This is a genomic window from Hahella sp. HNIBRBA332 (assembly GCF_030719035.1).
Classification (GTDB): domain Bacteria; phylum Pseudomonadota; class Gammaproteobacteria; order Pseudomonadales; family Oleiphilaceae; genus Hahella.
This window is the reverse complement of sequence record NZ_CP132203.1, coordinates 553,817-578,653: the sequence shown is the minus strand read 5'-3', so window position 1 is coordinate 578,653 and position 24,837 is coordinate 553,817. Positions and strand designations below refer to the sequence as shown.

Below are 24,837 nucleotides of genomic sequence, written 5' to 3'. Positions count from 1 at the left end.
CCGAGCCCGGCGTTATTTCATGCTACGGCCTTTATCGGCAGCAATGCGCATACGCAGAGCATTCAGTTTGATAAAACCTTCCGCATCCCGCTGATTGTATACGCCGCCATCATCTTCAAAAGTGGCGATACGGTCATCGAACAAGCTATCTTCAGACTTACGTCCCGCTACGATAACGTTGCCCTTATACAGCTTAACCCGCACCACGCCATTGACATGGTGCTGCGATTCATCGATCAACTTCTGTAGAGCAAGACGCTCCGGCGACCACCAATAGCCGTTATAAATCAGCTCCGCATACTTGGGCATCAGGCTGTCTTTAAGGTGAGCCAGCTCTTTATCCAAAGTAATGGACTCAATCGCGCGGTGCGCACGCAGCATGATGGTTCCCCCTGGCGTTTCATAGCAGCCACGGGACTTCATTCCCACATAGCGATTCTCAACGATATCGAGACGTCCTACTCCGTTGGCGCCGCCAACCTTGTTTAACTTCTCAATGACTTCGTGCGGCGCCAGAGCTTCGCCGTCGATAGCGACGATATCGCCATTCTTATAGGTCAGTTCCAGATAGGTCGCCTGATCCGAGGCCGCCTCAGGAGATACGGACCAACGCCACATATCTTCTTCCGCTTCCGCCCAAGGATCTTCCAGAATGCCGCCCTCATACGAAATGTGCAGCAGGTTGGCGTCCATGGAATAAGGTGATTTGCCTTTCTTCTTTTCCACTGCAATATCGTGAGTATCGCAATAGGTCAACAACTTCTCTCTTGAGGTCAGATCCCACTCACGCCAAGGCGCTATCACTTTAATGCCAGGCTTCAGCGCATAGGCGCCCAGCTCAAAGCGCACTTGGTCGTTACCTTTTCCTGTGGCGCCATGAGAAATGGCGTCTGCGCCAGTCTCGTTGGCGATTTCCACTAGGCGCTTGGCGATCAAGGGACGCGCAATGGACGTGCCCAGTAGATATTCGCCCTCATAAATAGTGTTGGCGCGGAACATTGGAAAAACAAAGTCACGTGCGAATTCTTCGCGCAGGTCTTCAATGAAGATCTGTTTGACGCCGAGCTTCTCCGCTTTGGCGCGAGCCGGCTCAACCTCTTCGCCCTGACCGATATCAGCAGTAAAGGTCACCACTTCACAGTCATAGTTTTCTTGCAGCCACTTAACGATTACCGAGGTGTCCAACCCGCCCGAGTAGGCGAGTACGACTTTGTTGACCTTAGACATGACGATGCTCCCAGGAGATTACGAAAGGCGGTTATTCTAGGCCCTTCGTACAAAGTTTTCTATGGTTGAGCAAGGCGTATGCGCCTCTCCAGCCAAGGTGAGGCGCAGATTGAACGAGTTGATCGAAAAATAAAGCGGGTTACAACTCCTCTGTCGAAATATCCAGCAGATCGTCTTTAGGTGGCGGCTGTGTCCCTCTTTCCAATCTTACCGTTGCGCGACGGTTACGAGCCAACTCTTTAGGGCCGGCGTTTTTAACCACGGGATAACGTTCGCCATGATAGCGGGTGGTGATTTTCTCCGACTCTAAGCCCTTTTCCGTCAAATAGGCGGTCACAGCTTCCGCCCGATCTTTGGACAGTCGACGGTTGTATATCCTGCGCCCTGTGGAATCCGTGTGTCCGTCGACGAAAATCGCCGTCACAGAAGGATCGGCCTTCACGTACAAGACCACCTTGTCCAACTCTCTTTTATCCTGATCCGTCAGCACAGACTCATCCAGCTTGAAGAATACCGCTGTACGTTCAACCTGACGAAAGTTCACAGGCAACAACCCTGAAACGCAGGACAAATAATCTTCGTAGTAGCGGGAAAAGTTGATGGAAGAAACCTCCACTCTGACGGTATCGTCATTGAAACGCGCACGACGTGTAAAGGTCGGCATCATCCCTTCCAGCAGGCTATCCATCATTTGCTCCGCTTTAGGGTTATCCACGGTAATGGGGTGCGGCTTGTCCAACACCGCTACGTATCCCAGGTCTCTGACGCCAACGCCAGGACGCCAGCGCGGCGCCTCCAGCACCAGCGCCGCCTCGCCCTCACGCATGGGATTGCGTGAGGTGTCGAGATAGAATCTTAGTGATTCGCCCGCCTCCCGGTAGAACACCGCCCTACCGTACTGCGGAATGTTATGCGTCAACGCGCACTCGAATATGGAGGAAGATAAATACCACTGACTTTTTTCGATGCCTGCCGAAAAAGTCATGGCCTGAGTGGTAGCAGCCCCGCAAAGGGCCATCATGGAGGCGATTGTTAGTTTGCGCACAATAATCTCACTAACACTGTGATCACAACATACATTAACGATATTATCGGCCCGGCGCGGGAATTCTTTACCCTGAATCCTGTTCCGTTCTGGTATACTTGCGTGCAGTTTTGTAACCCTGCTTTTCTGCATTGCCCTGGTGGTTGATACTCTATGTCTGACTTAGTCATTACCCGGCCCGACGATTGGCACCTTCACCTGCGCGACGGCGACGCTCTTGCGACAACCGTATCCGCGACATCACGGCTGTTTTCCCGCGCCATCGTCATGCCCAATCTGGTTCCTCCGGTCACCCACACAGCGCAGGCGGAAGCCTACCGCAACCGAATTCTGAGTCATGTTCCCACCGGCGCTGCGTTCGATCCGCTGATGACGCTTTACCTGACCAACAATACGTCCCCTGAGGAGATTGTCGTCGCCAAGCAAAGCGGGATCATTTATGGCTGCAAGCTTTATCCCGCTGGCGCCACCACAAATTCGGACGCCGGCGTCACTGATGTCGCCAATATCTTTTCGGTACTGGAGAAAATGAGTGAAATTGGTCTGCCACTGCTGGTGCACGGAGAGGTCGTCCAGGCGGAAGTGGATATTTTTGACCGCGAAAAGCGTTTTCTCGATGAGACCCTCGCACCGTTGACCGAACGCTATCCGAACCTGAAGATCGTATTGGAGCACATCACCACCCGTGACGCAGTGGAGTTTGTCAGTCAGGCTGGAGCTAATGTCGCCGCCACCATTACCGCACATCATTTACTCTATAACCGCAACCATATGCTGGTAGGCGGTATTCGCCCGCATTTTTACTGTCTGCCTATTCTGAAGCGATCTGAGCATCAGCTTGCATTGCGCTACGCCGCCGCTTCCGGCAGCGATAAATTTTTCCTGGGCACGGATTCCGCCCCGCACCCCAAAGAAAAGAAAGAAGCGGCTTGCGGCTGCGCCGGCTGCTTCACTGCGCCCTCTGCGCTGGAGTTATATGCGGAAGCCTTCGATGAACTGGGCGCGTTGGATAAACTGGAAGGCTTCGCCAGTCTTCACGGCCCGAAGTTTTACGGCCTACCAGTCAATAACGGCAAAGTACGCTTGAGCAAACAGGAATGGACGATACCTACCAGCATGACGCTGGGCGACTCAACAATAGTTCCCTTTCGCGCTGGAGAGACCATTCGCTGGAAGGCTGAGCTGCTCTGACGCAGCTCCCCAAGCACGCAGTCGCGTAAAAACCTTTATTTCTCATAACAGTACAGCAGTGGCGGGAGTCGTTCGCCACCTCAACCAAAAGTAGATAACCAGTGTCTGAATCGCAAAACCGCCCCAAATCCCCTCTCGCCAGACGTTTCCGCGGCTTCCTGCCAGTTGTGGTGGATGTCGAGACGGCCGGCTTCAACTCCAAGACCGATGCGCTCCTGGAGGTCTCCGCCGTTATTATCAGCATGGAGGATGACGGGATGCTCTATCCTGAGCCGCCGGTCAGCTTCAATGTAGAGCCCTTCGCCGGCGCCAACATTGAGCAGGCTGCGCTGGAGTTTACCGGGATCGATCCATTCAATCCTTTGCGCGACGCAAAACCCGAAGCCGATGCGCTGAACGAGTTGTTCCGCCCTATTCGCAAATCCGTAAAGTCCAACGGTTGCAATCGCGCGATCCTGGTCGGCCACAACGCCACCTTTGATCACTCGTTCTTGTTCGCCGCCGCCGAGAGAGGGGATGTAAAACGCAATCCATTTCATCCGTTTTCCACATTCGACACAGCAACACTGGCGGCGCTGGCCTATGGACACACGGTATTGTCCAGAGCCTGTCAGTTAGCAGGCATTCCCTTCGATAACAAAGAAGCGCATTCCGCAGAATATGACGCAATGAAAACGGCCGAGCTATTCTGCTCAATCGTAAACCGCTGGAAAGAATTGGGCGGCTGGACCACCGATCAGCAAGACTACGCAGACTGATCTCCGGCTCTCCTTATTTCTACACCGAAGATCGATAAGCGCTGCTCACAGCGCCTATCTTATAGGGCTTCTCTTAGACGCAAAAAAGGCCGCAAAAGCGGCCTTTTTTACTCACTTGCCCCGTCCTGAATAGAGTTGACGCCTATTTCAGGACTAGACGACTCGACAGCGATTACAGCTTGTCGGAGTTTTGAGACAGGTAGTTGGCCACGCCTTCTGGAGAAGCCTGCATACCTTTGTCGCCCTTCTTCCAGCCAGCAGGACATACTTCGCCGTGCTCTTCGTGGAATTGCAGCGCGTCAACCAGACGAATCAGCTCGTCTACGTTACGGCCCAGCGGCAGATCATTAACGATTTGCGAACGCACAACGCCGTCTTTGTCGATCAGGAATGCGCCACGGAACGCAACGCCGCCGGCAGACTCAACGTCAAACGCTTTACAGATTTCGTGGTTCAGGTCAGCCGCCAGAGTGTACTTGACGGGACCAATGCCGCCTTTATCCACAGGCGTGTTACGCCATGCGTTGTGAGTGAAGTGAGAGTCGATGGAAACGCCGATTACTTCTACGCCGCGCTCTTTGAATTGCTCTACACGGTGATCCAGTGCAATCAACTCGGAAGGACATACGAAGGTGAAGTCCAGAGGGTAGAAGAAAATCAGAGCATATTTGCCTTTGATTGCTTCAGACAGCTTGTATTCGTCTACGATCTGACCGTCAGCCAGAACAGCAGGAACGGTAAAGTCGGGAGCAGGTTTTCCTACTAGAACGCCCATCGTTGTTTCTCCTAAATTACATTTTCTGATTTGATGCAAGCACCAAAATACGCTTGTTATTTCAACAAATTATTGCAGCGATACGTTGCTGCGTTCAGAGAGTGGAAGACACCACACAAAAGTGGCGTAATCATACCTTTTCCACTGAACCAAGCCTATTGTCGCGCCATTTAATTTATTAATGGCGAGCATAGGTCCGCCCTATAAAATCGCGGGGCCCTGCGTAACAGGAATAATGCCAAAAAACTTTCAGGTTACGCAGCCTGAGCCAGCAAGTGTAGGTGTTTTGCAGTCAATTTTCTAATGCGCAACGGCTTGATTTGCTCAGACTATAAGGATACTGATTAAGAAAGGCGAGGCCCCGGCGCCAAGGCCGGGACCTGTTTTCCGATAGGGATGGAAGTTACCAGTGAATTCCCCGCATGATCGCAGCAAAAGCGACCTGCTCGGTGGAAACCTTGGGCTTCTCGCCATCTTTACCGCCAGTGGCGGCGCTGGAGTCCGGGAACATCTTGAAGCCGGTGTTCATGATGATTTCACTGAACTTCGGCGCCATAGAGTGCAGCACTTGCGCGAACACGCCCAGGCGCGTAGCGATGCGTTTGGGCCGGTGAATAATCGCCTCCGCAATCAGATCCGCCGCTTCTTCGGGAGTCAGCGTTGGCACCGAGTCGTAAATCTTGGTGGGGCTGATCATTGGCGTCCGCACTAATGGCATATTGATCGTGGTGAAGGTGACGTTCTTATCGGAGAATTCCGCCGCCGCACAGCGTGAAAACGCATCCAGCGCCGCCTTGGAGGCCACATAGGCGGAAAAGCGAGGAGCGTTGGTCAATACGCCGATAGAGGAAATATTCACAATATGCCCTCGTCTCCGCTCCAGCATGCTCGGCGCAAATCCCATAATCAATCGCAACGAACCGAAGTAGTTGAGTTGCATGGTGCGCTCAAAATCATGGAAACGGTCAAACGCGTGTTGAATGGAGCGACGAATAGAGCGGCCAGCGTTATTCACCAACACGTCGACATGCCCCAGATCCTTGAGGACATCGGCGACAAAGCGATCGCAGTCTTCCAGATCAGAGAGGTCGACGGAGTATTCATAAATTTCGCCGCCCAATGCCTCCAGCTCTTTTTTCACTTCCTGCAGTTTTTCCAGGGTGCGCGCGGCGATAACCACTTTGGCGCCCGCTTCCGCCAATTTGCGCGCGGCGCTCAAACCGATGCCTGAGGTAGCGCCGGTGATGACGCAAACACGCCCTTCCACCGCCCCCCGCAAAGTACGGTCCTTATAGAGATCCGGGTCCAGATGACGCTCCCAATAGTCCCAAATCGCCGGCGCATAATCCTGCAAGCGGGGAACGGCGATCTCGGTCCCTTTAAGCAGACGCTCAGTCTCGCGGTTGTCAAAGCGGGTTGGGTAGTTGATAAAGCTCATCACCTCATCTGGAATCCCAAGGTCGTTGAGCACGGCGGTTTTCATACGCTGCACTGGAGGCAGTCGTGCGATACCCTGGCGAATCATCGGCGGAATAAAGCCAAACATGCGCGCATCGATACGCATGGCCATCTTCGGAGCGTGGCCCGCTTCCGCGAAGATATTCAGAATTTCACCCACTTTATAGGGATCTGGGTCCGTCAGGTGGAAGCACTTGCCGTCTTCTCCCTCCGTATGCGCAATGTGATCCATCGCGCCTACAACGAAATCCACCGGCACAATGTTAATGCGTCCGCCTTCCAGGCCGACGGTGGGCATCCACTGCGGCAATGCGCTACGCAGTTTCTGAATCAGCTTGAAGAAGTAATAAGGGCCGTCAATTTTATCGATCTCACCGGTTTTGGAGTGACCGACGACCATGCCCGGACGATAGACGCGCCATGGCGTCTGACATTCTTCCCGCACCACTTTTTCGGATTCATGCTTGGTGCGCAAATAGGGGTTATCCAGTTTCTCCGCTTCTTCGAACATGTCTTCGCGGAAGATGCCGCGATACAGACCCGCCGCCGCGATGGAGCTGACATGATGGAAACAGGCGGCTTTGAGGCTATCGGCCAACTTAACCGCATTCCGCGTACCTTCGATATTCGCCTGCTCCTGACTTTCCGCAGAAGCCTGCATGTCGTAGATGGCCGCCAAATGGAAGAAATGATCCACTTTGCCCTGCAGCATCGTAGCGTCTTTTTCACTGACGCCAAGCATCGGTTGCGCCAAATCGCCGACAACGCCGACTACCTGCTCATCCGACGCATTCCAGCGCTCACGCAACTCATCCAGCTTGGGGAGTGACGCCTCCCGCACCAATAAATATACGGTTCCGCCGCGTTTTAATAATTTGGGAACCAGGAAACGACCGATAAATCCGGTGCCTCCTGTCACGAAGTAGTTCATATCCACTCCATTCCGGTTGATGTTTTTTAACTTTATTAATGAACCCAGCTCCACCGATTCAGTGCAAAGCTTTCCTGTTTTCCAGTTGTATAGCCTGATAAGTATGGCAAAGGTTTTTATTGTCGAATGCCTAGGCTATAAACCTTTACGAGTGTACTTATTTTTATTCCGCAACTCATTGTTTGTGTTAGAGCAATGGCTCGAAATATGGATTAGATCAAAATAACTACAAATCAATAAAGGCATCACTACCGGAAAACACCCTTTAGATTCGCCCTAACCCGCATTGTAAGCGGGATAACGGGGATTGCGGAGCGTATAAACAACGGAGGCGAAATCAACGGATTTCATGCAAGAAGATCACAAGGGATTAGTCAAATTGACTGAGTGCGAGGCTCCGGCCGCCGCAGCGGCCGGTTCCATCCGGGCGTCAGTACATGTGCTGACCGCCATTGATAGACAGGTTGGAGCCGGTGATATAACCCGCCTCTTTCGCTGTCAAAAAGGATACCGCTCTGGCGATTTCTTCCGGTTCGGCGAAACGCCCCACCGGAATCTGCGCCTTGATCTTTTCTCTGACTTCTTCCGCCACAGCCATCACCATTGCAGTGGCGACGTAGCCGGGTGAGATGGTGTTCACCGTCACGCCCTTGCGCGCCACTTCCTGCGCCAGCGCTTTGGTGAAGCCATGAATGCCTGCTTTGGCGGCGGAGTAGTTCACCTGACCGAACTGCCCTTTCTGGCCATTGATGGAGGAAATATTGACGATACGGCCGTACTGCCTTTCCAGCATATCGTCGAGAAACTGCTTGGTGACATTGAAGACGCTGCTGAGGTTGGTGTCGATGACATCCTTCCACTGCTCCATCTGCATTTTCTTCATTACTGCGTCGCGGGTGATGCCGGCGTTATTCACCAACACATCGACCACCCCGTACTTCTCACGAATATCCGCGGCGGCCGCGGCGCAACTTTCGAAACTGGAGACATCCATGAGTTCGATAGCGATATCAAACCCACGCTCCCTTTGCTCAGCCCGCCAGGCTTCCGCATGTGTACGCTTGGCTGGCGAGCTGCAGGTGGCGATCACCCGAAAGCCGTCCTCCGCCAAACGCTGAGAGATGGCGGTCCCGATACCTCCTGTGCCGCCAGTAACCAATGCAATGTGCTGTTCCATGTCAATCTCCTTATTTCTTTCCAATGCGAGTTTCTGTCCAGTGCGAAAAGTCGCATTTTGGATACTATTTATTCTATGTGACAGCTTAAATTAGACCTTCGCCGAGGGGGCTCGTCTTGACCAACGTCAAGAGTTGTCCTACTGGCCATATCCGGTTTTTAAAGTTGCAATAGCGGTCACTTTTTGCGCGCCTCATTGAGTCCGCTATACCGGGCAATAACGTCGTCCGGGAGAGATTGCGACAAGTGGATGAAGACTCACATTAAGAATCCTTAAGCAGGTCGGACTCAAGAACCATTGTGATATACTCGGCCCATGTTTAACCTGATGTGGCCGCCATGACCAATAAAGACCAGAGATACATCCGCATCGCGCAAGCCTGTTTGCGCGCCATCAACGAAACATCCACCGATAAGGACGCTCTGCAGGAAAACATCCGCAAAGTTTACGAAGCCATCGACATTGCGTTCAAAAAAGAGTTTCTGACCATTGAACAAAACGCCGCCATCGCGGAAAGCGCGTTGAAAAAAATCTGCGAACTCAGCGCCCGAGAATCCGTTAGCGAGGCCAAAACCATCGCTACCGCAGCGCTGGACGCCCTGCAGCAAGCCAACCAACCCGCCAAGCATCATTGAACCAAGTCTTGGCGGGCGTGTCTCAGCTAACCGGATATTGGCTTCGCCGGCACAGCAAAAGACTGCAACGGCCCGCCAATTTATCCCGCAAAACACCTATACTCAGTAAATGGCCTTAAGTTATGCGATCAAGAACCCTTAGCGTTGCAGCCGCCGGCACTTTGATCCTGGTTTTTAGTTTTATTTCCGCTTGCAGCGTTCTCAATAAAAGTCCTAACACTATGCCCTCAGTGAACAACAACATAGCCAAAAGCCCGAATGACAAGCGACTTTATCGGGCCGTTACGCTGGACAACGGTTTACAGGCGCTGTTGATATCCGACCCGGAAACCGATAAAGCCGCCGCCGCGATAGATGTGGACGTGGGCAGCGGAGCCGATCCGGTTGGTCGGGAGGGGCTGGCGCACTTCCTGGAGCACATGCTGTTTCTGGGAACGGAAAAATACCCCCAGCCTGACGAGTACCAGTCTTTTATCAACCAACATGGCGGCTCTCACAACGCCTTCACCGCTTTCGATCACACCAATTATTTCTTCGACGTGGACGCCGACTCGCTGGAGCCGGCGCTGGACCGCTTCAGCCAGCAGTTTGTCGCGCCATTATTTTCCGAAGCCTATGTAGAGCGTGAGAAGAACGCGGTGCATTCGGAATACACCTCGAAATTGCGGGAAGACAGCCGCCGCTTTTTCGCTGCAGTCAAACAGGCCATCAACCCCGCCCACCCCATGGCCAAGTTCGCCGTCGGCAACCTGGAGACCCTGGCGGACCGTCCTGACGAAGGTATCCGCGACGCCCTGCTCAAGTTTTATGAGCAACACTACTCCGCAGACATCATGAAGCTGACTGTCTATGGCAAAGAGCCATTGGACACAATGGAAGCCTGGGTGAAGGAAAAGTTCAGCGGCGTGAAAAAACGCGACATCGAACACAACCAGAAACGCCCGCCGCTATTCAAGCCCGGCGCTGCGCCGACGCTGTTGTCCGTGAAACCGATCAAGGAAAAGCGCTCGCTACACCTGATGTTCGAAGCGCCGCCCATTGAGCCCTACTTCCACGCCAAACCTGTGTATTACCTGACCAACCTTATCGGCCACGAAGGCGAAGGCAGCCTGCTTTCCTGGTTGAAGCGGCAGAATCTGGCGGAAGGCTTGTCTTCCGGCCTGTTCACCAGCGAGGAAGATAGCTCCGTGGTCAGCGTCTCCATCACTTTGACCGAGAAAGGCCAAAAGAATTGGATCAAAGTTGTCCGCGACGTATTCACTTACATCAATCTGATCAAGCAGCAGGGCATTGAGGAGTGGCGCTTCCAGGAACAGGCGAAGATGCTGGATATCGCCTATCGCTTCCAGGATCAGGCCGCGCCCATTCACTATGTGAGCAGTCTGGCGGGACGCCTGCAGGACCACTCTCCCGAGCAAGTGCTGCGCGCGCCTTACGCCATGGACGACTATGACGCCAAGGTGTTGAAAGAATTCGCCGATCGCTTGAGCCCAGAAAATATGCTGGCGGTGTTGTCCGCGCCCGAAGTCGCCACCGATCAGGCCGAACGCTGGTACGAAACGCCCTACAGCGTGCGCGCCTTCACGCCTGAAGAGGAAGCCGAGATCCGCTCGCCGGATCAACAGGCCGCCATTCACTTGCCGGGCCCCAACGAATTCATTCCGGACGATCTCGATTTGCTGGCCGGCCCGGACATGCCCGTTCCCGAGAAGATTTATGAGCATCCGGGATATGACGTCTGGTTCGCCAAAGACCTGTCATTCGACTCTCCCAAATCCAGCTTCTACTTGAGCATTCGCTCGCCGCTGGCCAACAGGAGCCCGAGAGATCAGGCGCTGACGGAACTGTTTATCTCGCTGGCCCGGGATGAGTTAAGCGAATACTCCTACCCCGCCTACCTCGCCGGGCTGGATTTCAAGCTCTACAAGCATTTGCGCGGTATAACGCTTCGCATTGACGGCTTCAGCGACAAACAGCCTGTGCTGCTGGAGCGTATTCTGACCACATTGAAGCACCCCGAACTGCGCGAAGACCGCTTCAACCAGTTCAAAAAAGACATGTTGCGCGACCTGAAAAATGCGATTCAGGACAAACCGTTCGAGCGTCTTGCTTCAGAAGCTCGGACTTGGTTACTGCAGCCTTACTGGACGGAAAAGCAACAGATTGAGGCGCTGAAAAATATTACGCTGGACGACGTGCGCGCATTCGCCCCCACGGCGCTCAAGGATATTAATCTGGTCGCCCTCGCCCACGGCAATATCTCTCGTGAGCAGGCGCTGCACGCCGCCAAAGTAGTGGAGACGCAACTGCTGGCCGGCGCCAATATCGTCGATGTGCAGAAAAGCGCCGTGGTGGATATTCAAGGCGGCGACTGGTTTAAAGATATCAACACGCCGCATCAGGACTCCGCCTATCTCTATTATGTCCAGGGCCCCGGAAAAACTTACGCGGACCGCGCCGCATTCGGCCTGATCGCACAGATCATTTCGCCGGAATACTACAACGATATCCGCACAGAAGCGCAGATGGGCTATGTTGTGTTCGCCACCCCCTATACGCTGCTGGATACGCCGGCCCTGGCCTTTATCGTGCAATCTCCGTCACACACGCCGAAGCAAATCCACACCGCCACCGAGAACTTCATCGTGCGTTTTGCGAAGGAGCTGCGTTTGCTTCCCGAAGCGGAGTTTGAGAAACACAAAGCTGCACTGAAGGCGCGGCTGACAGAGAAAGATCAAACGCTGGAGCAACGCTCTGACCGATTCTGGACGGAAATTGACGTTGGCAACGAGCAGTTCGACACCTTGAATCAGATCGCCAGCGAAGTGGACAAGCTCAGCCTAAACCAACTGGCGGACTACTTCGACAAGCAGTTTGTGACGGATAAGAGTGCGCTGCTGGTGGTCACGGATGGAGATAAGGACGGCGCGCATTGGCGTCCCGGAAAAGCGGAGCCGCTGAAAAACAAGGAAAGCTGGCTCAACGCGAACAAGCTGTTTCCGCTGCGCGTTAAATACTGACAGTCTCCGCAGCGATACTCATCCTAACTAAAAAAAGACCCGCACAATGCGGGTCTTTTTCGTTACGCCCCCCACCAACGAGAGCCAGACTCTCTGGCTGTGGAGCCGCCTGAGTTCAGAAGTCCATGGGAATAATGGACTCGCCGTATAGGTGCAGATCCTGAAGAATGGATAACTGCAACGGCGTGATATCCGGGTTGGCGGCAAGCTGCTCCAGCTTCTTGAAATACGCCTGGAAACTGATCGAAGCGCCGCCGGACTCTCCCGACAAGCGACGATAACGATACCGCTCCCACTTCTCCATTTCTTCTTCATTCAGCGTGCCAGGAAAATTTCTCGCGCGATAACGGAAAAGCATCTCCTGCAGCCTTGGATCTTCAAAGGGCAACTCCAGCTCCCCCAGCACTTCCGGCGACTGCTCATGAATGAAAGTCATCAGTTCCCGGTCGTTGTTGCTGAAAAAGCCGCCGCTGTAGAGCATCAGGTCTGGATCGGTTTCGCTGTCGTCCATGGGCTCGTTAAACACTTCCGCCACCAGTTGCTGAATATTCGCCGCCTGACGCAACGCCTGCAGGTGAGATCTCAGCTTGTCGCCGTCCAGCTGAAAACCGCGCAATCTCTCCGGGTCCATGGTTTTGAGAATTTTGCTCTCCACCAGAATCGGACACTTGTTCAGATGCACGACTTTCAACGGGATACGCTCAGCGCCTTCAGGAAGGTCCTCATTTGAGGTGAAGATACGCTCTCGAATCTTCTCCACCGGCAAGTGCGTCCAAGTGGATGGATCAGCGCGCAGATCATAGACGATCACGCCGTTGGGATTGGTTGGATGGCGCGCGACGGGAGCCACCATGGCGCAACAGCCCAATGCCGCCGGAAATTTGGAGGACACATGAAACAAGGGCTTCATGCGCCCGATATCCACCAGTCCTTCCAGAACTTTCTTATTGCGATGGCCAAGCACATAGTCATACAACTTGGGTTGCGCCGTCTTGATCAGTCGCGCCACCGCAATGGTGGCGTAAACGTCAGACATAGCGTCATGCGCCGCCTCATGCGTCACGCCATTAGCCTTGGTCAGCTCTTCCAGGCGAAAGCTGGGGACCCCTTCCGCGTTCATGGGCCAGTTTATACCGTCGGGCCGCATGGCGTAGGTAAGCCGCACCATATCAATAACGTCCCAACGGGAATTGCCGTTTCGCCACTCCCGGCTGTAAGGATCGTAAAAATTGCGGTATAGCGTATTGCGGGTGACTTCATCGTCGAAGCGGATGCTGTTGTAGCCGACCACACAGGTTCCCGGACGGGAGAATTGCTCGTGGATCAGACGGATAAACTCCGCTTCACTCACGCCCTCCGACATTGCTTTCTGCGGCGTGATGCCGGTAATCAGGCAGGCTTCCGGTTGCGGCAATACGTCTTCCGCCGGCTTGCAGTACATCACCAGCGGCTCTTCGATGGGGTTGAGATCCAAGTCCGTGCGCACGCCCGCAAACTGAGAGGGCCTGTCTCTGCGGGGATCTGCGCCCCAGGTCTCGAAATCGTACCAATAAAAGGTGTCAGCCATTTAACTACTCTGAGTCGTCAATCAGGCGCCCATGTTAGCCAATAGCGCTCCGTTCGTCATGTTGGATTCCCGGCCGAATGCTGGCACAGCATTTGAATATGTTTGAAATAAGTCAGGTATATGCGCTTTCCAATGCCGGAAAAAACGCACTCAGAGATAACAAGGTAGCCGTCATGGGTTTAATTCGCACTTTATTTGAATACGGAAATCAGGCGTACGAAGGCCTGAAACAGCCCACCGCCGCCCAGCAGACAAAGGCCGACGCGGCCATGGACAATCATCCTGAACCAGGAACCGTGACCCTGTCCGGTCAGCCGCAGGAACAAAGCTCCCGCCCCCGGGTCATGATCAAAGAGTTTCAGCAAGGTGTCGGGCAAGATACTGCCTTTGTGCAACAGACGCTCAGGCAAAAGCTTGCCGAGTATGGCGTCACCAGTGTGCGCGGACAGGTTCGCCTGGGTCGCAACGAGACCGGCGCGCTGGAAATTTCAGGCGCAATTCCAACGGAAGCCAAGCAGAAGATTGAAGCGGATATCAACCGCAACCCGGATATCAAGCAAACGTTCGTGCGCCTGAGTAATCAGAAGCCCGCATTGGATTACGTTCAGAACGTGATGCGCCTGCAGAATGCATACGGGGGCGACAACTCGCTGTTCAGCTCGCTGCTTTCCTCCAATCCGCAGAATAACTCCCTGCAGGACATCGTGCAGCGCTTTCACAAAATGGGGTCCGCCGCCGCGGAGATGACCGCAAATTCCGGCGCCGCCTTCTCCATCTCGATCAGTTGATGCGCGCCGCCGCTGAGAATCCGGCGGCGCATTCATTCAGAAGCCGGAAATATCGCCCGCGCCTTCCCTCAGGATCACCGGCGTATCGTCGGTCAGATCCACAACGGAAGTGGGCTCCATGCCGCAGAAACCGCCATCAATGATCAAGTCCACCGCATGCTCCAGCATCTGGCGAATCTCATAAGGATCGGTCATCGGCATGTCTTCGCCGGGCATGATCAGTGTAGAGCTCATCAGCGGCTCGCCCAGCTCCTCCAGCAGCGCCTGCGCAATGCGGTTATCAGGCACCCTGATGCCAATCTGACGCCGTTTCGGATGCAACAGCCTGCGCGGCACCTCCGAAGTCGCCGTTAAAATAAAGGTATAGGCGCCGGGGGTGTGGTTTTTCAATAGACGATAAGTACTGTTATCCACCTTGGCGTATGTGGAGATATCGCTTAAATCCCGGCACACCAGCGTGAAATTATGCTTATCATCCAGGCGACGAATGCCTTTGATGCGGTCCGCAGCGCTTTTATCGCCGATGGCGCACCCCAGCGCATAACCGGAATCCGTGGGATAAACAATAACGCCGCCGCTGTGAATGATTTCCACCGCCTGACGAACCAGACGGGCCTGTGGGTTATCCTGATGGATCTGGAAGAACTGGCTCATTGACCGCCCGACTCCGTTTTGGCTTTTTTGCTGCCGCCCATGCAATTGGGCGAATCCGGGGCCTGGCCTTTCTCCAGCCATTCCTGTGGGGTGAACGTGTGCAGCGCCAGCGCGTGAATGCCCTGTTGCATCAGCTCGCCCAGCACCGCATACACCTTCTGGTGCCGTTGCACGGAGCGCATATCCGTAAACTGCGGCGTCACCAACACCACCTTGAAATGGGTTTCCGAATTGGGAGGGACGCTGTGCATATGGCTTTCATTGATCACCTCCAAGTGCGTCGGAGTGAAAGCCTCTTTTAACTTATTCTCAACAGAGATTTGGATTTTCATATTTTATTCAGCAGATAGGATTAGATAGCAAGCCGCCGCGACGGGCCCCGTCGCGGCGTAGATAATGACTACACTATAAACCACTCCGCCGCATTCGACGAGCGGAGCGGCCACCGCTTACCTCACTGTGACGTCGGCCACTACCGGATAGGGCTCCGCGCGATTGGCCGCATAGTCCCGCATCCACACTTTAAAGATATACTTTCCCGGCGCCACGACACTCCCTGTGCCGGAACGTCCATCCCAGTCGATCGCGACGTGATGTTCGCCAATCAGAGGCTCCCGATACAGCTCCCGCACTAAGGAGCCGCCCCGCGCCTCGTAGACGTACACGGTGGTCAGAGCGCCTTCATTGAGATCGAACTCCAGTCGCGTCTTGTCATTGGATTGGTCACCGTTGGGGGTGATCACGTCCGGCGTAACGCTGATATTGGCCCATTGCGGAGCGACCGTGTCCACAATCACCCGCAACTCCCCATTCACACTGATTCCCTGCGTGTCCGTAGCCGACAGCGCAATCACATAACGATCATCCGCAACTGTAACCCCACTGAAATCACGCCCATCCCACAGCTTATTCAGCGAAACGCCGCTGCCTTGTTGACGAAACAGCTCCACTCCATCGCGGTTCTGATAGCTGAGCGTCCAATCAAGACTTTTGTTGAAGCTTGCTTTAAGCGTGACGTTATCGCGCCGTCCATCGCCGTCCGGACCAAATTCCGCATAGTTGGACTCATAGCTCAACAACTGCGGCGGTTCCGAGTCCGATACGGTGTTCACGCTGAAATACACTTCCGCCGGAGCCGCCGCCACGCCGTCCACATCCACGCCAGTAATCAAGAAGCGGTAGGAGCCGTCCGGGGTCACCACGCCGTTGTGGTCCAGTCCGTCCCATGTTAAATCGAAGATTTCCCCATTACCGCGAAACAGGTTCACGGGTTCATTCTCCGACGTGAGAACGGAAGCCTCCCATTGCAGCGGGGCGGTAAAATCGGCGCGCACCCTCAACGTATCGTTGGCGCCGTCTCCATTCGGACTGAAGGGAGAGGGCTTGGCGGTCGCGTTCTTGATCGCCGCCAAGCCCTGCATCCCCCGCGCCACGATAATCTCAAAATTCCCACTGCGATTATCGTCCCAGGCGACGAATATGTCGCCGGACGCATTGACCGCCACCTTGGTCACCAGAGACCCCAGTTCGCTGGGAGATATATTAGCGGCGGGTGAGAAGGTCAGGGCTCTATCAGTGGAGAAAGCGAACATCGCTTCGTAGTTGCCCGGCGTCGTATCCTGCCAAACGACATACAGCACGCCTTCGGCATCCGTGGCCAGATCCGGGCCGATTGAGGCCCCCGGGTTGCGGCTGATGTTGCCGGGCGGCGCAAAATGCTGTCCGCCATCCTCAGAGCGCGCCACATAGATCTCCGCCTCATTATTGATCTGCTCACTCCAACCGATATAAACATTACTGCCCGCATCCGCCGCCAGCGACACTGAAGAAGACACCGCACTGCTAGCGGAAATACTAACCGGCTGAGAAAAACTGCGCCCACCGTTCCTGGAGTACATGTGATAGACATTCTGCGCATTGGTCCAGGCTACATGGATACGCCGATCCCCGCCCGCCGTCATGCGTACGCTGGAGACAAAGTTGGCTTTAATCTTGGCGACCTGCTGAAAGCTGACGCCGCCATCCGCGCTCTGGGTCACTATCACCTCTTCCGTCCCGGTGTCTGTCCAGGCCACATAGATCACGTTAGCCGAATCCACCAGAATATCCGCCCGCACGGAAGCGCTGTCATCTCCAGACAGACTGACGGCCGAGGTAAAGGTCTTGCCGCCGTCTTCCGAACGCACGTAAAGGATCGTAGAGGCGCCGTACAGGGTATCCTGCCAAACCACATGCACGTGACCGCGGGAGTCCACCGCCACGTCCGGCGCGCTGGACTGCCCAGAGGGCGACGACAGCTGCTTCGGCGGCGTGTAGTTTTCACCTTTGTCGCGAGAGCGCGCGAACATCACTTCCTTCACGCCGGAACTGTTATCGTCCCAGGTCACAAAGAGATTATCGCCTTGAGCCACCAAGCTGGGGTTAAAACTTAAACCCTCTGAATAGGACAGATTCACAGGCGGGTAAAAATTGATCTCCGCCCGGGTCGGAAAAACAAAGGCCGTCAACAACGCAAAAAGGGCCACACCCAAATGAAGTTTACATCCTGTTTCTCGCTTAAAAGTCCTTATTACTTTCATTTTCCTTCTCCACAGCGATCATTGCGATCACCGCTATTTCCTTATATTCGCCGTCCATCCCTTTGTCAGGGCGTCGCGAAGGGAGAACTGCACACTTCGCTTATACGCGTAAGATCCTGACCTCAGATCCCTGCGATCACAGCCCCTCGCCTTTGGACGGTTCCATTTCCTGCTTGAACGCCTGACACCGCTGCGCACGCTCCGGCGTGGAGTGCTGGGCCCATCCCGCTGATTGGTCCACGCCTTGGCAGGAGTTTCGGGAGAGCCGCAGCGCCATCATATAACCAACCCCGCCGCCAGGACCATGGCCAAGTCCGACAGATGTCTGCGCACAGGCATTATTACAGTGAGTTTTGGGTCGCCCCGAAGCATTGGAAGACGGGGCGCGATGCAAAAAGTAGCTTGTTGTTACATTTTTAAATTGCTCACAAAAACCATTTAAGTTGAAGTAGACATTGCCCTAGTCCGGCTTTTCACAAGGTTTGCTGTCTGTCGAAAAAGTCGCTGAATCAGGTGCGGTTCAACTCGCTCCGCACATTTTTCGGCAAAAGTTAGCGAGATTGGTGGTTTACTGCCAAACTTAGATATACATCAAACAGTTAGACGAACGCAGACTATGAAAATCGGACTTCTAGAAGACGACCAGAATCTGGCGGACCAGCTATTGCTAAATCTGCGGAACTCAGATTTCCAATGCCGCCACTACAATACGGGGAAAGATTTTTTATTCGCCGTCACCCATGACAGCTTCGATTTGCTCATCATGGACTGGCAATTGCCGGATATGGACGGCATCGACATCCTCCGCAAAGTGCGGCAGCAGCAGGAATGGCCGATCCCGGTGTTGTTCCTGACTCAGCGCGAAGCGGAGGAAGATATTATTGAGGCGCTTGAGGCCGGCGCCGACGATTACATGGTGAAGCCGGCGCGGCCCGGCGAACTCATCGCCCGGCTCAAGGCGCTGAGCCGGAGAAACCGCACGGAGGAAACCGATGCCGAAGAAGCCAGTTATGGCCCCTTCAGCATCAACCACAAGAAACGGACCATTCAACTGAACGGCGAGCCGCTGACGTTGACGGACAAAGACTTCGATCTGACGACGTTTCTGTTCGAAAACAAAGGCCGCCTGCTGTCGCGCAAGTACCTGCTGGAAAGGGTCTGGGGCGTCAGCAGCGACATCAATACCCGCACCGTGGACACTCACATGAGCCGTCTGCGGCGAAAACTGGGAATCAAACCGGAAAACGGATTTCGCATTAAGACCATTTACCAGCACGGTTATCGGCTGGAGGAAGTGGAATAGGCCGCATTGTCCGGTCATCGCGGCCAACAATTGACGATACTGTGAATATTGGGAGGCTGATTGAAACAGAGCAAACGCCACCTGTTGTGGTTCTGGTTCCTGTGTTGGTTCTCCTACGCCGGGTTCGCCCAAGAGCCCGACAAGATGGAGTGGACCTACACCACCCGACCCAATGACAGCCTGCAAAGCATCGGTGAGCGCTTCCTTGCGCCCAATCGCGGCTGGGACGCGCTCATGCGCTATAACAGCCTCAACGACGCCTGGTCGCTGACGCCCGGCACGCAACTCAGAATTCCCGTCGCCTGGCTGCGCCACTATCCACAGTCCGCCTCTTTACTCAATCTGCGCGGCAAAGTGTGGCTGCGTAAGGCGCACACTTCTCACTATGTGCTGGCGACGTCGGAAGCCAAACTCGAAATCGGCGATGAAATCAAAACCGATGAAGGCTCCGCGCTGGTTGGATTCGCAGACGGCAGCGAGCTGACGGTATCCCGCCAATCCATTGTGATCTTCAATACCCTGACCCATTACGGCGACACCGGCATGGTGGATACGAGACTGCGTCTGCTGCGCGGCAAAATGCAGCAGAAAGTGACGCCGCGCAGAGGCCCCGCCTCCCGCTATGAAGTCTCCACGCCCTCCGCCGTCGCGGCGGTGCGCGGCACAGCTTTCCGTCTGCGGGCGACCGCCGACGTCACAGTGGCGGAAGTCACGGAGGGTATAGTGGAAGTCTCTAACGCCACCGCCTCCCGCAAACTTTACAAGGGGCAAGGCGCCACGATTGGCTCAGGCTCCTCCTTCTCTGAAATCCAGTTGCCGGAAGCGCCGGAAGTGTCGGCCTCGGCGGTGTACAACGCCGTTCCGGTGACGTTGAGCTGGGTCCCGGTAACCAATGCGACAGCATACGTTATCGAAGTATTTAAAGGCGACGGGAAGGAACTACCGGTTTTTTCCCAGCAAATTGACGCTCCTCTGGTTGAGCTACCCGATCTGGGCAATGGCGACTACCGCTTATTGCTGCGGGCGGTGGACCCGGGAGGATTGGAAGGCGTGGATACGGAAGTGCGCTTCAAAGTGGAGCAAAAGGCGGAGCCGGCGCAGCTGATTACGCCGCTGACCGGGGCGTTGCTGCGAGAACCGCGCCCCGTGTTCCGCTGGCGACTGGACACGCCAACCCAGATGTCCAGCCTTGAAATCTCTACCGATCCCCAATTCACCGCCCTCTACACCCGCACCCCCTTCTCTTCCATCTCCAGCGCCCAAGCCGAACGCAACCTGAATGCAGGCGAATATTTCTGGCGTATCGCCACACTGGCTGGCGGCGACGATTTTTCCTATAGCGAGCAGCGGAGATTCACCATCCTGGGAAAGCTTGACGACACCCACGTCATAGCAGTGAATTATTTTGACGAAAAAGCGAAAGTGTTCTGGAAAAGCGTGCCTAATGCAGACCGGTATATACTTCAATTGGCGGAAGACGAGTTTTTCAGTCGGGTCATTGAAGAGCAACAGGTGGAGAAAACCTCCGCCAACCTCCGTCTGACGCCGGAAAAGACATACTGGATTCGCATCAGACCGGTTGCAGGACCGCTCTATTCGTCGAACTTCGGCGCGATCCAGGCGGTCAGAATAGAGCCGTAGGCTCCGCCAGCCCCGTTATCCGCATGAGGCGTATCGGGCGCAATCTACGTCAGGATTAGTTTACTCACAACAATAAAGGGCCCTTATGGGATGATCCCAGGCAAACCTGATGCGCAGCCCAACCCGCCTTCCAAGCGGGACAATGCTCCCCAAGTCCGCCACAGCCGCGGCTTTCCCGTCACCGAGCGTTATCTCTTCGCCGCCATTCTGGTGGGTCTCTGTTTCCTGTTGATATCCAGCGGCTGGATGCAGCGACTGGATTACCTGTTTTATGATTTCTGTCTCAAGGTGCGCCCACTCAGCACCAGCACCACCAGCGTCATCGTCGCCATTGATGAAAAAAGCCTGTTGGAATACGGCCGCTGGCCCTGGCCGCGAGACCGTCACGCCACCCTGATCAAACGCCTGCGCAATTCCGGCGCCCGCGCGGTGGCGTTCGACCTGCTGCTGTCAGAAAACAGTTCTCCTGAGGCTGACCAGGAATTCGCTCAAGCCATGGCGGAGGCCGGCAAGGTGTTTCTGCCTCTGCACATCGATCACGTCGGCAATACCGGCCACCTCACCGAAATTTTGCCCATCGCGCAGTTTATCGACACCGCAGAAGGCCTGGGACACGCTCAAATGGAATTGGACGCCGACGGCATCGCGCGGGGGTTATATCTGTATCAGGGCCTGGGAGACAGTCATTGGCCAAGTCTGGCGCTATCGGTATACCAGAATCTGTATCCCGAAGAGCGCCAACAGAAAGAAGAGCAGGATAACGGCGGCGCCTTCAACGTCCGCGAGCAGTATCGCCTGATCCCCTTTATCGGAGCGCCAGGCAGCTTCCCAACGCTGTCCTACAGTGAGGTCATGCATGGAGAGCTTCCACCGGACTACTTCCAGAACCGGGTCGTATTTGTTGGCGCCACCGCCGCTGGTCTGGGCGACTTTCTGCCGACGCCGGTGTCGGGCGCCTCCACCAGCATGGCGGGGGTGGAAGTGCACGCCAATGTCTTTGAAGGGCTGGTGCGCAAAAACATGCATCGCCTGATTTCTCCCACCTGGCAATACCTGCTGTCACTCAGTCTGGTGCTGATCGCCGCCCTGGTGTACCCGCGCGTCTCGCCGGAGAAAAACCTGCCGTTAACTCTCGCCCTGGCGTTATCAGTGTTAGTGTTCAGTTATCTGTTGCTGCTGCTGGACCACCAATGGTATCCGCCAGCGGCGGTCGTGCTCTCCCTGGTGTTCGCCTACCCTTTCTGGAGCTGGCGACGCCTGAGCCGCCTCAATCAGTTTCTGAATCAGGAATTGAAGCGACTGGAGGAAGAGCCGCGCCTGCAACAGGGCGATATCTATGACTCTCCGCAGCAGTGGGCGCAACAAGTCACCCGCCTGCTTAAGCCCGCTCTGTGGGAGTTTCGCGAAATCGCTCCAGGAGGACAGCAGCGTATCGATATCAACGCCGACGCAGGCATGATGGAGATCCTTCTTCCCGTATCCGACGCTGTCGGCAAAATGGCCTTATACATGCGCTTCGAAGATCATCCGGACCAGCTCCAGCAGACCGCCGACTATCTGCAACGTCTGTATCCCCGGCTGATGCAGAAAACCACCCGTCGCCAACCTTCCAGCGAACTTATCGACCGCCGCATCTCCCAGGTGCGCTTCGCCATCGCCGCCATCCGCGACATGCGCAAGTTCGTATCCGAAACTATCGCCAACATGCCAGACGGCGTGCTGGTGGGCGATGAGGTCGGCCGTATTTTGTATTTGAATGAACACGCCAGCCGCTGGTTGAGCGCCAATGCGACCGCCAACGCTTATATCGCCGAATGCATGCCTATCGCCAATAAGTTTACGCCGGCGCTATGGGATTCCGTGGTGCGTAAAGTGCTGGTGGAAGGCGAAGCGCAATCCATGGAACTGCACACTCGCAACACTGCGGTCCTGATCTCACTGGCGCCCATGCGTTTCACCCATTTGAACGCCAACGGCATTATCGTCAATTTCTCCGACATCACGCCAATACACGAAGCCCAGCAAAAACGTCTGGAAACCATTCACTTCATATCTCACGATCTACGCGCACCGCTGGCCTCGCAGCTGGCGTTGCTGGACACCCTGAGCGCAGCGCTGCCTGACGCCAAACTGGCGTCCAAGATCGACGCCGCCCGCGAATTGACGCAAAAAAGCCTGGGTATGGCGGAAGCCTTCCTGCAACTGGCGCGGGTGGAAGCGGCGGATCACATTCATTTTTACGATTGCGAGCTGCTGGACATCGTGGATAACGCGGTGGACTCCATCTCCCCCAGCGCCCTCACCCGCGGCATTGCAGTGCAGGTGTACTGCGAAGAGGATTCATTGCCCATCAGAGCCAATGCGGACCTGTTGGAGCGAGCCCTGGTCAACCTGTTACAGAACGCGGTCAAATTTACGCCGCAGAATCACAGCATTGAACTGAAGCTGGAGAAAGCTGACGCCAGCACCTTAATCCACTTACGCGACCAGGGGCCGGGCATCGCCGCCTCAGAAATCCCCTTCCTGTTCGAACGCTTTCGCCGCACCCACGCCTCAGAGCAGCAGGGCGTACAAGGCAGCGGCCTGGGCTTGCGATTCGTCAAACTGGTTATCGACCGTCATGGCGGCGCGATCCAAGTAAACAGCGTACTGGGTGAAGGGACGGAATTTGTGATCGAGTTGCCTGACGCAGAATGACATCAACGTACATTTGACAGTGTTTCACAGAAGCCTGCTTCCGCATGGGGCGATTTCGGAGATACTTGACGGAACTCTCCTGCAAACAGCGCTTAAATACACATAGTGTCAGCGCCAGATAGCCCTTTTATGATCCGATTTTCGTTTTACAAAGCGGCCCTGATAGGTCTGTGCTTCATACTGGCGAGCGCCATCGTGTCCAAACTGCAAGGAACGCCGCCAATCAAGGAAAAGAGATACGATTTCAGCCTGCCTCAGATGGACCTGGAAAAAGCGACGCCGGTCAGCGCCGTCTCTTCGGTATGTGCTTATTCTGAAACCTGTAGCGAAGACGTGAAGTGGTCGCGCGCGCCGACAGTCGCCCAATCAGCGCCAGCCCGCCATCTTAAAACCGACAATAACATCCGTTAGAAACACGGCGCGGAGTCTGTAGACCCCACGCCACCGCCGCCATTAACTTTGCAGCAGTTTTATCAGTTCCGTCATAGCGCGACTCAGCTCATCCACCGCACTTTTGTTTTCCGTAATCATCAGCCATTTTTCATCCTGATTTTCAGGATTCCACAGCCAACAAGCGCGCTGATTCAAATCGCAGCCGGAGCGAACATAGGGGTCGACGCCAAACACTTTAAAGCGGGAGATATTGTGACTGACGTTCGCGCTCAGGTAATTGGTTTCCTGCAGCACGATTTCATTCCGTGTATTAACGCTGACGCGATAAACGATGCCTTCCTCTTCATTCAGCTTGCGTATGCGGGAAGGCGTGTAGACATTGGCGGCCAACAGACTGTTGATATGCTGCACCAGCGCGCTCTGATCAGATCCCGCCAGATAAAGTCCGCGCAGCTTTTGCAGATATTCGCCGCTGCTGTTCTCCACCACTTTGCTCCAATCGATGGAGGTGGATTCCGCAGTCTGCTTGGGCGGCTTAAGCTGGTCGTCCAGACGCGTGATAGAGCGCAGGCTCTCCTCATAGTACTCGCCTTCGCTGCCAGCGAGGTTGACGTAACGAACAAAGGCTTCACGGGCTTTCTCGTACTCGCCCGATTTCATCGCCACCCGTCCCCGGTAGAAGTAGTATTGGACTGTTGGCGTAATGTTGAGCTCAGAAACTTTATCCAGCGCCTCCTGCGCCTGGGCGAACCTTTCCGCTTCGATGCTCTCTTCGGCGACAAATAACAACCTGCGCATTTCATGCTCCGGCGCCAGGGAGTCCGCGTTAGCCTGGCTGGCGAAGCTGAGCGCTAAAATCAATAACGTCCGACGAAACATTCTATACACCTCATACACACTTACTACCGAATTATAAGCATAGTTACAGATCGGCGGCTAAGGTTTAACGCAATTTTCATTCTATCGGACGATTACGTCACAGTACTTTCATGTTTACA

General features: G+C 54.9%; 20 protein-coding genes. 9 read left to right on the top strand and 11 right to left on the bottom strand.

The window, feature by feature from the left end; genetic code table 11:
• Positions 1-12: 12 nt before the first annotated feature.
• Both O5O45_RS02815 and O5O45_RS02810 read right to left on the bottom strand, forming a co-directional pair.
• On the bottom strand, positions 13-1,227 hold the full coding sequence (locus O5O45_RS02815; protein WP_305903779.1) for an argininosuccinate synthase: 1,215 nt from the start codon (positions 1,225-1,227) through the stop codon (positions 13-15).
• 139 nt (positions 1,228-1,366) lie between these two features.
• A complete protein-coding gene (locus O5O45_RS02810; RefSeq protein ID WP_305903778.1) occupies positions 1,367-2,272 on the bottom strand; it encodes a flagellar protein MotY in 906 nt (301 codons plus the stop codon).
• Between the two features lie 153 nt (positions 2,273-2,425).
• Here O5O45_RS02810 and pyrC point away from each other — a divergent pair, with 153 nt between their 5' ends.
• Entirely contained in the window at positions 2,426-3,463 is a 1,038-nt protein-coding gene (gene pyrC, locus O5O45_RS02805) for a dihydroorotase (protein ID WP_305903777.1), read from the top strand.
• A 101-nt stretch (positions 3,464-3,564) separates the two neighbouring features.
• Positions 3,565-4,221: a ribonuclease T gene (gene rnt / locus O5O45_RS02800; RefSeq protein ID WP_011398747.1), complete on the top strand. Its 657-nt coding sequence runs from the start codon at positions 3,565-3,567 to the stop codon at positions 4,219-4,221.
• Positions 4,222-4,393: 172 nt separating this feature from the next.
• Here rnt and O5O45_RS02795 read toward each other — a convergent pair whose 3' ends face one another.
• The 3 genes from O5O45_RS02795 to phbB all read right to left on the bottom strand — a co-directional run bounded on the left by O5O45_RS02795 (position 4,394) and on the right by phbB (position 8,562).
• On the bottom strand, positions 4,394-4,996 hold the full coding sequence (locus O5O45_RS02795; RefSeq protein ID WP_011398748.1) for a peroxiredoxin: 603 nt from the start codon (positions 4,994-4,996) through the stop codon (positions 4,394-4,396).
• Between the two features lie 403 nt (positions 4,997-5,399).
• Positions 5,400-7,385 carry an SDR family oxidoreductase gene (locus O5O45_RS02790; RefSeq protein WP_305903776.1) on the bottom strand — a complete coding sequence of 662 codons (1,986 nt, stop codon included), beginning with the start codon at positions 7,383-7,385 and terminating at the stop codon, positions 5,400-5,402.
• A 430-nt stretch (positions 7,386-7,815) separates the two neighbouring features.
• Positions 7,816-8,562, bottom strand: coding sequence for an acetoacetyl-CoA reductase (gene phbB / locus O5O45_RS02785; RefSeq protein ID WP_305903775.1), 747 nt, complete (start codon positions 8,560-8,562; stop codon positions 7,816-7,818).
• A 338-nt stretch (positions 8,563-8,900) separates the two neighbouring features.
• Here phbB and O5O45_RS02780 point away from each other — a divergent pair, with 338 nt between their 5' ends.
• Positions 8,901-9,197, top strand: coding sequence for a hypothetical protein (locus O5O45_RS02780; protein ID WP_305903774.1), 297 nt, complete (start codon positions 8,901-8,903; stop codon positions 9,195-9,197).
• Between the two features lie 221 nt (positions 9,198-9,418).
• The gene (locus O5O45_RS02775; RefSeq protein WP_305903773.1) at positions 9,419-12,217 is read left to right on the top strand and encodes an insulinase family protein; all 2,799 of its coding nucleotides are present in this window, start codon (positions 9,419-9,421) and stop codon (positions 12,215-12,217) included.
• A 115-nt stretch (positions 12,218-12,332) separates the two neighbouring features.
• On the opposite strand, the gene sbcB is transcribed toward O5O45_RS02775, so the two are convergent.
• Complete coding sequence (gene sbcB, locus O5O45_RS02770; protein WP_305903772.1) at positions 12,333-13,784, bottom strand: exodeoxyribonuclease I; 1,452 nt, start codon at positions 13,782-13,784, stop codon at positions 12,333-12,335.
• Positions 13,785-13,957: 173 nt separating this feature from the next.
• On the opposite strand from sbcB, the gene O5O45_RS02765 reads away from it, so the two are divergent.
• Positions 13,958-14,572, top strand: coding sequence for a hypothetical protein (locus tag O5O45_RS02765; protein ID WP_305903771.1), 615 nt, complete (start codon positions 13,958-13,960; stop codon positions 14,570-14,572).
• A 36-nt stretch (positions 14,573-14,608) separates the two neighbouring features.
• Here O5O45_RS02765 and O5O45_RS02760 read toward each other — a convergent pair whose 3' ends face one another.
• The 4 genes from O5O45_RS02760 to O5O45_RS02745 form a co-directional block, all read right to left on the bottom strand.
• The gene (locus O5O45_RS02760; protein WP_305903770.1) at positions 14,609-15,226 is read right to left on the bottom strand and encodes an L-threonylcarbamoyladenylate synthase; all 618 of its coding nucleotides are present in this window, start codon (positions 15,224-15,226) and stop codon (positions 14,609-14,611) included.
• Complete coding sequence (locus tag O5O45_RS02755; protein ID WP_305903769.1) at positions 15,223-15,558, bottom strand: BolA family protein; 336 nt, start codon at positions 15,556-15,558, stop codon at positions 15,223-15,225. Before O5O45_RS02755 ends, O5O45_RS02760 begins: the two co-directional genes overlap by 4 nt.
• Before the next feature lie 117 nt (positions 15,559-15,675).
• Positions 15,676-17,613 (bottom strand): hypothetical protein, encoded by a 1,938-nt coding sequence (locus O5O45_RS02750; protein WP_305903768.1) that lies wholly within the window; start codon positions 17,611-17,613, stop codon positions 15,676-15,678.
• A gap of 328 nt (positions 17,614-17,941) precedes the next feature.
• Complete coding sequence (locus O5O45_RS02745; RefSeq protein WP_305903767.1) at positions 17,942-18,085, bottom strand: hypothetical protein; 144 nt, start codon at positions 18,083-18,085, stop codon at positions 17,942-17,944.
• A gap of 336 nt (positions 18,086-18,421) precedes the next feature.
• Between O5O45_RS02745 and O5O45_RS02740 the strand changes: the two genes are divergently transcribed.
• The 4 genes from O5O45_RS02740 to O5O45_RS02725 all read left to right on the top strand — a co-directional run bounded on the left by O5O45_RS02740 (position 18,422) and on the right by O5O45_RS02725 (position 23,857).
• Positions 18,422-19,108 carry a response regulator transcription factor gene (locus O5O45_RS02740; RefSeq protein ID WP_305903766.1) on the top strand — a complete coding sequence of 229 codons (687 nt, stop codon included), beginning with the start codon at positions 18,422-18,424 and terminating at the stop codon, positions 19,106-19,108.
• Positions 19,109-19,168: 60 nt separating this feature from the next.
• Positions 19,169-20,749, top strand: coding sequence for a FecR domain-containing protein (locus O5O45_RS02735; protein ID WP_305903765.1), 1,581 nt, complete (start codon positions 19,169-19,171; stop codon positions 20,747-20,749).
• Positions 20,750-20,839: 90 nt separating this feature from the next.
• A complete protein-coding gene (locus O5O45_RS02730; protein WP_305903764.1) occupies positions 20,840-23,446 on the top strand; it encodes a CHASE2 domain-containing protein in 2,607 nt (868 codons plus the stop codon).
• Between the two features lie 129 nt (positions 23,447-23,575).
• Entirely contained in the window at positions 23,576-23,857 is a 282-nt protein-coding gene (locus tag O5O45_RS02725) for a hypothetical protein (protein ID WP_305903763.1), read from the top strand.
• Between the two features lie 42 nt (positions 23,858-23,899).
• Here the strand turns inward: O5O45_RS02725 and O5O45_RS02720 are convergent, their stop codons facing one another.
• Positions 23,900-24,718 carry a tetratricopeptide repeat protein gene (locus O5O45_RS02720; RefSeq protein WP_305903762.1) on the bottom strand — a complete coding sequence of 273 codons (819 nt, stop codon included), beginning with the start codon at positions 24,716-24,718 and terminating at the stop codon, positions 23,900-23,902.
• Positions 24,719-24,837: the final 119 nt, after the last annotated feature.

Excerpts from the sequence above, each read along its gene's own strand:
- O5O45_RS02815 (WP_305903779.1), bottom strand. The coding sequence starts at position 1,227 with ATGTCTAAGGTCAACAAAGTCGTACTCGCCTACTCGGGCGGGTTGGAC.
- pyrC (WP_305903777.1), top strand. The coding sequence starts at position 2,426 with ATGTCTGACTTAGTCATTACCCGGCCCGACGATTGGCACCTTCACCTG.
- O5O45_RS02795 (WP_011398748.1), bottom strand. The coding sequence starts at position 4,996 with ATGGGCGTTCTAGTAGGAAAACCTGCTCCCGACTTTACCGTTCCTGCT.
- O5O45_RS02790 (WP_305903776.1), bottom strand. The coding sequence starts at position 7,385 with ATGAACTACTTCGTGACAGGAGGCACCGGATTTATCGGTCGTTTCCTG.
- phbB (WP_305903775.1), bottom strand. The coding sequence starts at position 8,562 with ATGGAACAGCACATTGCATTGGTTACTGGCGGCACAGGAGGTATCGGG.
- O5O45_RS02780 (WP_305903774.1), top strand. The coding sequence starts at position 8,901 with ATGACCAATAAAGACCAGAGATACATCCGCATCGCGCAAGCCTGTTTG.
- O5O45_RS02775 (WP_305903773.1), top strand. The coding sequence starts at position 9,419 with ATGCCCTCAGTGAACAACAACATAGCCAAAAGCCCGAATGACAAGCGA.
- sbcB (WP_305903772.1), bottom strand. The coding sequence starts at position 13,784 with ATGGCTGACACCTTTTATTGGTACGATTTCGAGACCTGGGGCGCAGAT.
- O5O45_RS02765 (WP_305903771.1), top strand. The coding sequence starts at position 13,958 with ATGGGTTTAATTCGCACTTTATTTGAATACGGAAATCAGGCGTACGAA.
- O5O45_RS02760 (WP_305903770.1), bottom strand. The coding sequence starts at position 15,226 with ATGAGCCAGTTCTTCCAGATCCATCAGGATAACCCACAGGCCCGTCTG.
- O5O45_RS02755 (WP_305903769.1), bottom strand. The coding sequence starts at position 15,558 with ATGAAAATCCAAATCTCTGTTGAGAATAAGTTAAAAGAGGCTTTCACT.
- O5O45_RS02745 (WP_305903767.1), bottom strand. The coding sequence starts at position 18,085 with ATGATGGCGCTGCGGCTCTCCCGAAACTCCTGCCAAGGCGTGGACCAA.
- O5O45_RS02740 (WP_305903766.1), top strand. The coding sequence starts at position 18,422 with ATGAAAATCGGACTTCTAGAAGACGACCAGAATCTGGCGGACCAGCTA.
- O5O45_RS02730 (WP_305903764.1), top strand. The coding sequence starts at position 20,840 with ATGATCCCAGGCAAACCTGATGCGCAGCCCAACCCGCCTTCCAAGCGG.
- O5O45_RS02725 (WP_305903763.1), top strand. The coding sequence starts at position 23,576 with ATGATCCGATTTTCGTTTTACAAAGCGGCCCTGATAGGTCTGTGCTTC.
- O5O45_RS02720 (WP_305903762.1), bottom strand. The coding sequence starts at position 24,718 with ATGTTTCGTCGGACGTTATTGATTTTAGCGCTCAGCTTCGCCAGCCAG.